The following is a 9,213-nucleotide window of genomic DNA, read 5'->3' on the forward strand; positions in this document are numbered from 1 at the left end:
CTTATTATTTTCTGTTCAATTTTCAAAGACCATTTTCTTTCACAACTTTCGTTGTTTTACTTTTGTAAGTCTCTGTCACTCTCGACAGCTTATTCAGTGTATCATCTACTTTCGAGCTTGTCAACAACTTTTTAAAATTCTTTTTCAACTCTTTATTTTAGAGCTTTTCAAATATTAATTTAAGTTGTTTTCCGCTCTCAGCGACGTGTTTTATCTTATCATCTATACTACCACTTCATTTATTTATACCATTACTATTTTCTAAAATTATTCTTATATTTCTTAATATTTCTTCATAATACTAGTTTTTATTAATATTGATACACCGGCTATAGTTGTCTATATAAATGGCCATTATCTTTCCCATCATAATACTATTTTTCTATATATTGAGTATACCCAAACTATATATTTAGTGTTATACTTCATTTTATTTTATATAAAATTATTAAAAATAAAGCAAATTAAAATATCTTAGCATCTAGTCCATAATATTCTTCAACTATCTCTAACAGTTGCTTAAATGATTGTTCATCTTCATGATAATCAAGTTTCTGATTTATTATATGAAGCTAAAATTTATAACCTTTTTTTAATACTTGCAGATACAGCATATGACTCAGCAGAATGGTTTGAAATTGCCTCAAACCTAGAATTTAATTTTTTAACTGATGTGAATATGCGTAAAGCTAAAAGTATTGAGTCGTTTACTGATAGACGCTATGAAAATGCTTTGTTTCTCGAATCTCCCATAGGGATTAAATTATATAAAAACAGATTAAAAATAGAACAATTATTTTCCGTATTAAAAGGCTTATATAACTTGGAAAATCTGAGACTCTATGGGCACTCATGATACGAACGTCATATAAAATGGGTTTTATTAACTTACTTAATAGATGAATTTAATAAAAAACTTCAAGGAATAAAATCTAGAAAATATCCTTAGAATCAATAATTCCTAAAAATATTTTCTTAAGCAACTATTTGTAAAAATTAGTTATTCAGCAATCTATATTAATATATCTCTTCTTATTCTTAAATATCCATTTTTAGTGAACTTAATGTACTGATATTATTTTAAGCCCCCCTATTCTAGGTTAAACCTCTTAAAAAATTAATACACCACAACGCTTTTGCTTGGTCTTGCCAAATTATCCGCCCTCCTTTCTTGAAATTTGTGCAAAAAAAACATATCCTTCATTTTAGAATAATGTGTTTTTGGGGTTTGATACACAATTCAAGAAAATTGTTATCTTAATTCATTAAATTGTATTAGTATCTTTTTCATATTTTCAATGGCATTTTTATCATCAATAGGCGAAATATCTTCTGTATTATGTGAATATGCTGCTCCAATTGATTCAGCATTCATTTTATGTAATAAACACTCTGCTGTATCTGTGGCTTTTTTCATAGAACCATCTCCACCCCCAACTAATAATATCCCTCCTTTCTTTATTTTATCTATTGGATTTACATTTCTAAAAAATCTTGCACACCAATAAGTTTGTAATCTACTCATTATTGCTAATAACTGCCCTGTCAGTTCGGAAAAATATATCGGTGATGCTATTAAAATATTATCGCATTCTTGTATATAGCTATATACTTCCTGCATCTCATCATTCTGGCAACATCCATCGTTTTTCCAACAGTATCTGCAATCTATACAAGGTTTTATATTACAATTATACGCATTTACAATTTTATATTCTCCATCTAATTTCTTAATAAATTCATTTATCCAAGTCATAGTATCACCATTTTTTCTCGGTGAACCATTTAATATCAGTGTTTTCATTTAATTTCCCCATTTCTTAAAAAGATTCCTTATTTCGTTATATTTTACTATTATATATAAATTATATTATATTATGTAAAAAAATATTTTCTCAAAATTTCATTTAGGGAAAATTGTGTGTTTAATTTAGAGCTGTGTGGCGCTGAGATATTCTTCCACAATATCAAACTCATAGGGGGGACTAAAAAATATTACAAATTCATTAAATAATGCAATATTTTAGTTTATTATTTATTTTTATGAATTGATAATTTGTCTAACTCGTAGTGTTAATAATTCTATTGCGCAATGCCAAACATAATTCCTAAAATTGTATTAGAGGCATGCCAAGCAATCCCTGGGACAATACTTCTAGTTTTTAAATAGAGATAACCCCAAATTAGTCCAGTAGGATATACTATACTTAATTGACTTAATATGGCATCATAAATATTCATACCTCTGGCTAATTCAGATGGTACATGACTCATACTAAACAAAATTGCCACAATGACCAGTGCATTAATTGAATTTTTTAATATAACCTCAAACCGCGGCAAAAGATAACCTCTATAAATAAGTTCTTCTTGCAATGCATTAATAAAAATTGTTATAAAAAACATAATTATTGTTTTATAAAATGGTTGTTGAAATAGAACTCCAAATGGTAATCCTAAAACAATAGTTAAACCTAATAATATAAGTATTAAATTAAAATTTGTAAATACAAACCCCATTTTTTTAAATCCGTAACCTAAACATATAAACAAAATAACAATCGGAACTAAAAATAAAGCAGTATTAACTGATGCATTCCTTAATTCCCCTAAAAACCACTCTGGTATTCCTATTTTCCCCAGGTTAAAAACACCTTTTTCTATAATTGAAATCAAATTTGTAATTCCTAAGCTTATATATGGTATTTTAGCTTGCCCCCAACATGTACAGATAACAATAATTGAATAAACATAAAATAGCACACCACAAAACAATTCAAACTTTGGATGTCTTATTTCTTTAGTAACTTTAATTGTTGAATCATTACTCATGACTTTTATTATTATCGTAAAAATTGTCAATAGAATCAAATTAATAATAGTAACTATAAATCCCTTATATCCATTCCTTATAACTTCAATAATAGTTCCAAGAATAATCCATCCAAGCAGTAATGGAGATTGGATTAATCTTTTACATAAATATTGTACAGCATTTTTCAGCCTATTTTTCATTTACTAAACAACTCCTAATCAAACTATACTTTATAGCTTGATTATAACATCATTGCTAAATTATGTATAATATTCAATCATATCATTTAATACTTCCCTTGGTATCTTTCCCCTGTCTGCCATCTTATGATGGTAAGTACATAATGCTATTAAGTTGCTTTCATCTAACCGCAGGCCATACGATGCCTCGGCTATTGGTTCTATGTGGTGAACCTCAATGATCTTATGATTATAGATCCGTCCGAAAGTATTATATAAGTTTCTACTACATAGCTGACATAAGCCATTATCACGTATTAGAATATTATTTCTTTTCCGTTTCTATTCCTGGGTACTTCTAAATTTATTGGCTATTGTGTCAAGCTTTATCCTCGATACTATAATGCTCTGACATTTAAGATTATGCTCGTATACTCTCCCGCACCTGGAGCAACTCTTTAACATACAAATGCCTCCCCATGTGATATAATATTATATAGAGCGTCGAAAACTCTTTCATTATGTGTACTAAAGTAGTATAAAAAAAGATAGGTGCATGGGTTTTAATCCTTGCACCTATTACTATATTGATATTAAGTTATATTAATATTAAGCTGTTGTCGCAGTAACTAATGAAACACCTTGTTCTCTGATTACGCCTAGATCACATCTCATGTATATTCTTAATGATTTCACCATTCTTTGAAATCTGTCTGAGCTATATCCTAACTCAATAGCTATGTTCCTATTGATACCTAATAATTCTAATCCATTGGTATTTCTCATGTTTGGTGCACTTGGTGGGATTCGAACCCACGACTTCTGGATTAGTTGTTTTAAAATTTATTATAATTTATTTTGCTTTATATACTGCATATGTTTAGCTTCAAGCTTATACAAATTTGACTCAACTTATTTAAATCTATAACTTTTGTGGGAAAAGTGTGGGAACAATAACGATATTATATTTCTTACATTTTCACCATTTATATCAGTTATCTCTTTTAATATTATATGTTTAAAAATTGCATATAGTGTAATATAGGAATTTTAAGTACGTTTATAGTACGTTTTAATATTGGACTATTTACAAGCAATAACTAGCACGAGATTTCCTCTTACAAAAATTACTCTATAGCATAAAACCAACTTCCAAGCGTATTCTTCAATTCATTGCACTTATCTATTGGCAATACTTGCGTTTCAATCCATACGCCTTTCTCATTTCCTCTAGCATAGCATTTAACATCTTTGAGGTAACTTAATACATAATCTAGATCTACACCTTCAAAGCTTCCATCACCTTTATTCCCATTAGGTAAATAATTAGTAACTACATATCCAGTGTCTTTCTTATCATTATATTTTATTTCTTTTGGAATATTAGAATCTATTGCATTACAAAATACATAAGCCAATTGCTCCCATGAATACTCATTATAAATATCAATATCTACCTGTGAATCACAGAAACAGATTTCCGAAATTATATTTGGTGCTGAAATGTGGTTCATCTCATAATCCTTAATAAATTTTACTCCTCTATTAAAAAATCCTAATTCACTAAAGTTTTGAACCAATCTTTGGGCTACTGGATAAGCACCGCTTGATGCACTTGATACTAATACTTCGCATCCATGTGCATTAGTATCAAAACAGTTCATATGAAGACTTGCAAAAAAGTCTACATTATTACTATTAGCTATGTTTGCACCTTCACTTAATTCTTCATTCTCTGTATTAGCATTTGAATTACAATCTATTACTGTATGTCCATATTTCTCGAATACTGATTTAACTGCTGTATAATAACTTTTCATTTGATCATGCTCATTTACTATTCCAACTGCTCCCTCACAATTATCTGAATGTCCTGCTCTTAATCCGATTTTCATTAAAATCAATTCCTTTCTTTAATAAAATATAATAAGGTGTTCTTAACGAACACCTTTTACTAATTGCTTCCTGTTTGTGTTTCCCCTACTAAAGCTTGAACTTTGTTTAACTGTTCTTTAAGAGATGAATTCTCTGTCTGTAAAGTAGTATTAGACTCTTGTAATTGCTTTATTGCATCTTCTTTAGTTAATATAACTTGCTTTCCAGCATTAACTTGTCCTGCTATAGCTTGCCTTAAATCGTCAATATTTTCTTGAGATAGACCTGGTATTCTTTGAAGTAGTAATTTATCAAATTCATCTGATTTAGATTCTAGAACTTGAGCTGCATTTTCTGTAATTCTATATTTTTCTTCTATTATGTCCCATACTTCTTTTGCAGTTTTTAATTCTTCTTCATGTCCTGTTGCCTTAATCTTTTGTTCAATTTCTTCTTTCTTCTTGGCCAATACTTCAATTGTTGCACCTCCAATGGCTTTAATAAGCGCTACTAAAATTGCTACTACTGCAGTAGCGGCTACTGGTGCAACTTGACTAATTAATAATTCTTTCATTTTACATTTCTCCTTTTTCTATATCATCTAGCCTCTTGTGAGCCGATTTCGCTGATTCCTCTACTTTTGCAACTCTCTCTATAACTCCATTGATTTTATTGTCTTGCATTTTCATGTCCAGTTTAATATCATCAACACCTCTAGAAATATAATTAAGTTGCATTTCAAGCTTTGTTTGAGTATTACTTTCCTCTTTTATGTCTTTTGTGACCGTTCTTTTATACCCTAAGAATCCGATTATTGCTCCAGATGCAGTGCAAAAAATTCCAATTGTTGTTATATCCATATTTCACCACCCTTTTTTCAAACTTTTTATAAAAATAAGCATAAAAAAAGACTCCTAAAAGTCTTAATCTATGCTTAAATTTCTTATTTAATTAATGCGCCTATTTTTTCCATTGTGTATCCCTTATGAAAAGAGCTATGTACTAATTATTTAGTGCACAGCTCTTTTTAAATTTATTTTGATTTTACCATTTCTACCATTATTGCTCCGTTGCTCCAACTTAAACTTCCATTAGCTTGAATTTCTCGTATTTCTTCAATTTCTTGAATAACCTTATATAGTTCAAATTCACCATTAAGTAGTGCTTTGTTTGTCCTATGATTAATTTCAAATACTTTAGTTCCATTTTTTCTTTAGATTAAACAAGTCGTCCTTAGAATAAACTTTTTCTTTATTAAACATTTTTATCCTCATATTCCTTATATAGATATTTATTTTACTTTACTTGAATCAGTATTTGTGCTATCTGTTGTAGTTGGATTAATTAAACCTGTAAATTCTGCATATTGATCTGTAGTAATTTTATCTTCTGCTAAGAAAATATCCATAGTTTTTTGAATTGTATTCTGCAACAGCTTTCTTTAATTCTGCATTAATCCTATTCTTTAGTATGTTTCCTAGTAACGTTTAAATTGTATTCATTTTATATTCCACCATTTATAACTTTATTCTTTTCTATTTCTAATAGTTGCTGTATCGCTGTTAACTCGTCTTGTGTATAGTATATAACATTTAATTTTTTAGTTTTTACATCAATCGTATAAGATTTAGCTAAATTAAAAGTTTGGATTATTGATCCATACGGCAATTCAATATAATCAATAGTTGAGCTATCTTTACCCACAAGCTCTGGATACACTAACATATCTTGCTCCTTTGTTGTTTCTTCACAACTACCTTCCATTTCAGATGTTATAAGTAATACCTGACCACTCACAACGTTGTAATAAACCTTAGATTTAATTTGCATTTGAATTCCTCCCTTATATTATCCCCATGCTTCCCATGTAAAATAAGCTGAAGCCCAATTTATTTTTTCCGTAAATGTGAGTGTAGTTCCACTTATTGTAACTTGTGCATTAGTACTTGATTCATAAAAATCACTCACATTTCCATTGTATGGGAAATAAGGATTATTATAATCATTAGGTCGTAGCCAAGCCATACACATACTAGGAGAGTGATTTGAACCGCTACCAGTACCCCACATTACACCTACTACAATATATGGCTGAAAACCTAAAGTAACAGTATAAGTTGAAGCTTTATAACCATTTGCAGTTATTGTCCCTTTTGTATAGTTTTTAAACCCTGACGGTGAACCGCTGCCCATTAATCCAAATATAGGTACACCATTAACTATATTAGCTGCAACAAAATTACCATCCCATTTGTTTACTTCTGGTTTATATCCATTTACCACACCTGTAAAAGCTCCAGTAGATGGCACTCTAAATACTAGTGTTCCGCCTCCATCTGTCCATGTATCCGTAGCAGTTTGTGATGATCCAAGATTTGTCATGCTTCCATTTTTCTTCACCCCATCATCATATCCACTATAACCATTTAATAAATATTGAGGATCTAGTACTGCATCTGCTGTATCAACTACTGTAGACTTACCACTTACACCATTTATAGTCACTCCACTTCTTATATTTCCAGAAACTAAATTGCTTAAATCAAGACTACCAACCAATCCAGTATCATTATCATTGCTGAACGTATCTCCTGCTAGTACATGAGCAGCAATGGTATTTCCTTCAGCACTAGCTTTGATAAAAAAACAATCACTTGTTGAGTTATACCAAACTGTATAAGCCTTTCCAGCTATGAGATTTGGAACTGTTTTAGTATTTGGTTTATAAAGTGGTTTTCCATTTATATTTGTGGCAGCCCCACTGTTATTGGTACTTGCGATAAATGTTACAGCCAATCCATTTGCCATTGTTTGATTTATTTTTAGAGTTATTGCTGTTCCTGTTCCACCTGCAGTTTGAAAATTTAAATCTGATACTTGATTATCAATTACTTCTAAATCTGCTTGTTTAGCAAATTCAATATTACTTTTTCCATCTCCCACAAAAAATTCCTTTGTATCAGTCGTAAACGCTGGTTCTCCTGCATCTAAAATTGGTAAATTGGCTTTTAGTCCTCTTTTAATTTGTATTTTATTTGACATTTACCTTTCCTCCTTGCATTTTTTATCTTCTCTATTAAAATGTTCCGCCATCTATGTTCTTTATAGTTGCTGCTATTGAAATATTAGCTGATCCATCAAAACTTGCAGAACCTGTCACATCTCCAACTAATGATATGTTTATCGGATTTGCTAATTTTGTAGCTGTTCCAGCATTTCCAGATATACTTGTCTTATCTCCAAGAGCTTTAGTTACAAAGTCAGTAGTAGCAATTTGCGTTGTGCTAGTTCCCTTTACTGCTGTTGGTGCTACTGGTACTCCTGTAAATACTGGATTGGTGAACATTGTTTGCTTTGATTCATTTGTTACATTTCCAAGTCCTACATCTGATGAATTAAGAACAACTACACCTGTTTTTCCTGCAACACTTAATACTGAATCAACTGGAGTAAGTAATTCTTGCCAATGGCCTAATACAGTTGCATCAGCAGTTTTTAATATAAAAGATTTACTTAAATCTGTTCTTACTGCAATATCTCCTACTTGTACATTTAATGCCAACATTTGTGCTTCTGTTGCTACAACAAAAGTATCTGTTATAGCTATTGCTGGTAATATACTCGAGTCTAATTTTCCACTATTATCTAATACAGGTACGTTTCCTGAGGCAGTCCCTACATTTTTAGATGCAGCTGTTCCAGCATCGCTAATTTTAGTTAATGTCAATGAAGGTATATCATCTGCTGTTAAGTTTGAACCATCTGTTACATTACCTTTTTTATCAACTGTAACCTTAGTATAGGTTCCTGCAATTACTCCAGATGCTTTTTCAGTTGTTACTATTGTTACATCGCTGCTTCCATCAAATAAAACACTTCCTGTAATATCACCACTTAAGGCAATTGTTCTAGCTGTATTTAATTTATCCGAGCTTTCTGAATTTGTTGGTATGTCTGGATTAATTAAGACTTTATCGCTGCCATTGCCCACATAAAGTTTCCCTGTATCTAATACAAATGCTGGTTCACCAGCTTCCAATGTTAAACTACCTAAATTTGCATTATTTCCTCTTTTAATTTTTAATGTTTGTGCCATTTCATATCACTCTCTCTTTCATTTAATTATTTTTATCTTTTTAAAAAATTCCACAGTCAATAGGATTTATAGCATCCTGAACTTCTAAAACCGATGCATCAATTCCATCTAACCTCGCTCCTAAATTAGAATATGTTCCCCTAGCAGTTTCAACTTCTGCCCTTAACTCTTTATCCCTTACATCTTCCACAGTTGAACCACTCAATGTTTCATCTTGACTAATTAAAACTAAATCTGTTAAATTTGGA

General features: G+C 30.5%; 11 protein-coding genes and 1 pseudogene. 1 reads left to right on the forward strand and 11 read right to left on the reverse strand.

The genetic code is table 11. The features are described from left to right. The first annotated feature begins 523 nt into the window (after positions 1-523). Positions 524-856 carry a transposase gene (locus tag CLOBL_RS25745; protein WP_242953927.1) on the forward strand — a complete coding sequence of 111 codons (333 nt, stop codon included), beginning with the start codon at positions 524-526 and terminating at the stop codon, positions 854-856. A gap of 396 nt (positions 857-1,252) precedes the next feature. Here the strand turns inward: CLOBL_RS25745 and CLOBL_RS25750 are convergent, their stop codons facing one another. The 11 genes and pseudogenes from CLOBL_RS25750 to CLOBL_RS28290 form a co-directional block, all read right to left on the reverse strand. After that, the gene (locus tag CLOBL_RS25750; RefSeq protein WP_077861607.1) at positions 1,253-1,804 is read right to left on the reverse strand and encodes a flavodoxin family protein; all 552 of its coding nucleotides are present in this window, start codon (positions 1,802-1,804) and stop codon (positions 1,253-1,255) included. 278 nt (positions 1,805-2,082) lie between these two features. Then, positions 2,083-3,015, reverse strand: a complete 933-nt coding sequence (locus tag CLOBL_RS25755; protein WP_077861608.1) for a CPBP family intramembrane glutamic endopeptidase — start codon at positions 3,013-3,015, stop codon at positions 2,083-2,085. 588 nt (positions 3,016-3,603) lie between these two features. Beyond that, complete coding sequence (locus tag CLOBL_RS28280; protein WP_179117841.1) at positions 3,604-3,780, reverse strand: hypothetical protein; 177 nt, start codon at positions 3,778-3,780, stop codon at positions 3,604-3,606. A 341-nt stretch (positions 3,781-4,121) separates the two neighbouring features. After that, positions 4,122-4,889, reverse strand: a complete 768-nt coding sequence (locus CLOBL_RS25765) for an N-acetylmuramoyl-L-alanine amidase (RefSeq protein WP_077861609.1) — start codon at positions 4,887-4,889, stop codon at positions 4,122-4,124. A 59-nt stretch (positions 4,890-4,948) separates the two neighbouring features. Continuing rightward, the gene (locus CLOBL_RS25770; protein WP_077861610.1) at positions 4,949-5,443 is read right to left on the reverse strand and encodes a hypothetical protein; all 495 of its coding nucleotides are present in this window, start codon (positions 5,441-5,443) and stop codon (positions 4,949-4,951) included. Position 5,444: 1 nt separating this feature from the next. Beyond that, entirely contained in the window at positions 5,445-5,729 is a 285-nt protein-coding gene (locus CLOBL_RS25775) for a hypothetical protein (RefSeq protein ID WP_077861611.1), read from the reverse strand. Positions 5,730-6,160: 431 nt separating this feature from the next. Continuing rightward, the gene (locus CLOBL_RS25780; RefSeq protein ID WP_242953928.1) at positions 6,161-6,301 is read right to left on the reverse strand and encodes a hypothetical protein; all 141 of its coding nucleotides are present in this window, start codon (positions 6,299-6,301) and stop codon (positions 6,161-6,163) included. A gap of 71 nt (positions 6,302-6,372) precedes the next feature. Further along, positions 6,373-6,699, reverse strand: a complete 327-nt coding sequence (locus CLOBL_RS25785) for a hypothetical protein (protein ID WP_077861612.1) — start codon at positions 6,697-6,699, stop codon at positions 6,373-6,375. A gap of 18 nt (positions 6,700-6,717) precedes the next feature. Then, positions 6,718-7,911: a hypothetical protein gene (locus tag CLOBL_RS25790; RefSeq protein ID WP_077861613.1), complete on the reverse strand. Its 1,194-nt coding sequence runs from the start codon at positions 7,909-7,911 to the stop codon at positions 6,718-6,720. A gap of 34 nt (positions 7,912-7,945) precedes the next feature. Beyond that, complete coding sequence (locus CLOBL_RS28770) at positions 7,946-8,965, reverse strand: hypothetical protein (protein ID WP_077861614.1); 1,020 nt, start codon at positions 8,963-8,965, stop codon at positions 7,946-7,948. 40 nt (positions 8,966-9,005) lie between these two features. After that, positions 9,006-9,213: pseudogene (locus CLOBL_RS28290) on the reverse strand (hypothetical protein); the annotation flags it as partial.

Origin of the sequence: Clostridium sp. BL-8 (assembly GCF_002006495.1) — a bacterium.
GTDB lineage: Bacteria > Bacillota > Clostridia > Clostridiales > Clostridiaceae > Clostridium.

Bases quoted from the DNA above. Each gene is read 5' to 3' on its own strand.
- CLOBL_RS25790 (WP_077861613.1), bottom strand. From the start codon at position 7,911: ATGTCAAATAAAATACAAATTAAAAGAGGACTAAAAGCCAATTTACCA.
- CLOBL_RS25775 (WP_077861611.1), bottom strand. From the start codon at position 5,729: ATGGATATAACAACAATTGGAATTTTTTGCACTGCATCTGGAGCAATA.
- CLOBL_RS25745 (WP_242953927.1), top strand. From the start codon at position 524: ATGATTGTTCATCTTCATGATAATCAAGTTTCTGATTTATTATATGAA.
- CLOBL_RS25765 (WP_077861609.1), bottom strand. From the start codon at position 4,889: ATGAAAATCGGATTAAGAGCAGGACATTCAGATAATTGTGAGGGAGCA.
- CLOBL_RS25755 (WP_077861608.1), bottom strand. From the start codon at position 3,015: ATGAAAAATAGGCTGAAAAATGCTGTACAATATTTATGTAAAAGATTA.
- CLOBL_RS28770 (WP_077861614.1), bottom strand. From the start codon at position 8,965: ATGGCACAAACATTAAAAATTAAAAGAGGAAATAATGCAAATTTAGGT.
- CLOBL_RS25770 (WP_077861610.1), bottom strand. From the start codon at position 5,443: ATGAAAGAATTATTAATTAGTCAAGTTGCACCAGTAGCCGCTACTGCA.
- CLOBL_RS25750 (WP_077861607.1), bottom strand. From the start codon at position 1,804: ATGAAAACACTGATATTAAATGGTTCACCGAGAAAAAATGGTGATACT.
- CLOBL_RS25785 (WP_077861612.1), bottom strand. From the start codon at position 6,699: ATGCAAATTAAATCTAAGGTTTATTACAACGTTGTGAGTGGTCAGGTA.
- CLOBL_RS28280 (WP_179117841.1), bottom strand. From the start codon at position 3,780: ATGAGAAATACCAATGGATTAGAATTATTAGGTATCAATAGGAACATA.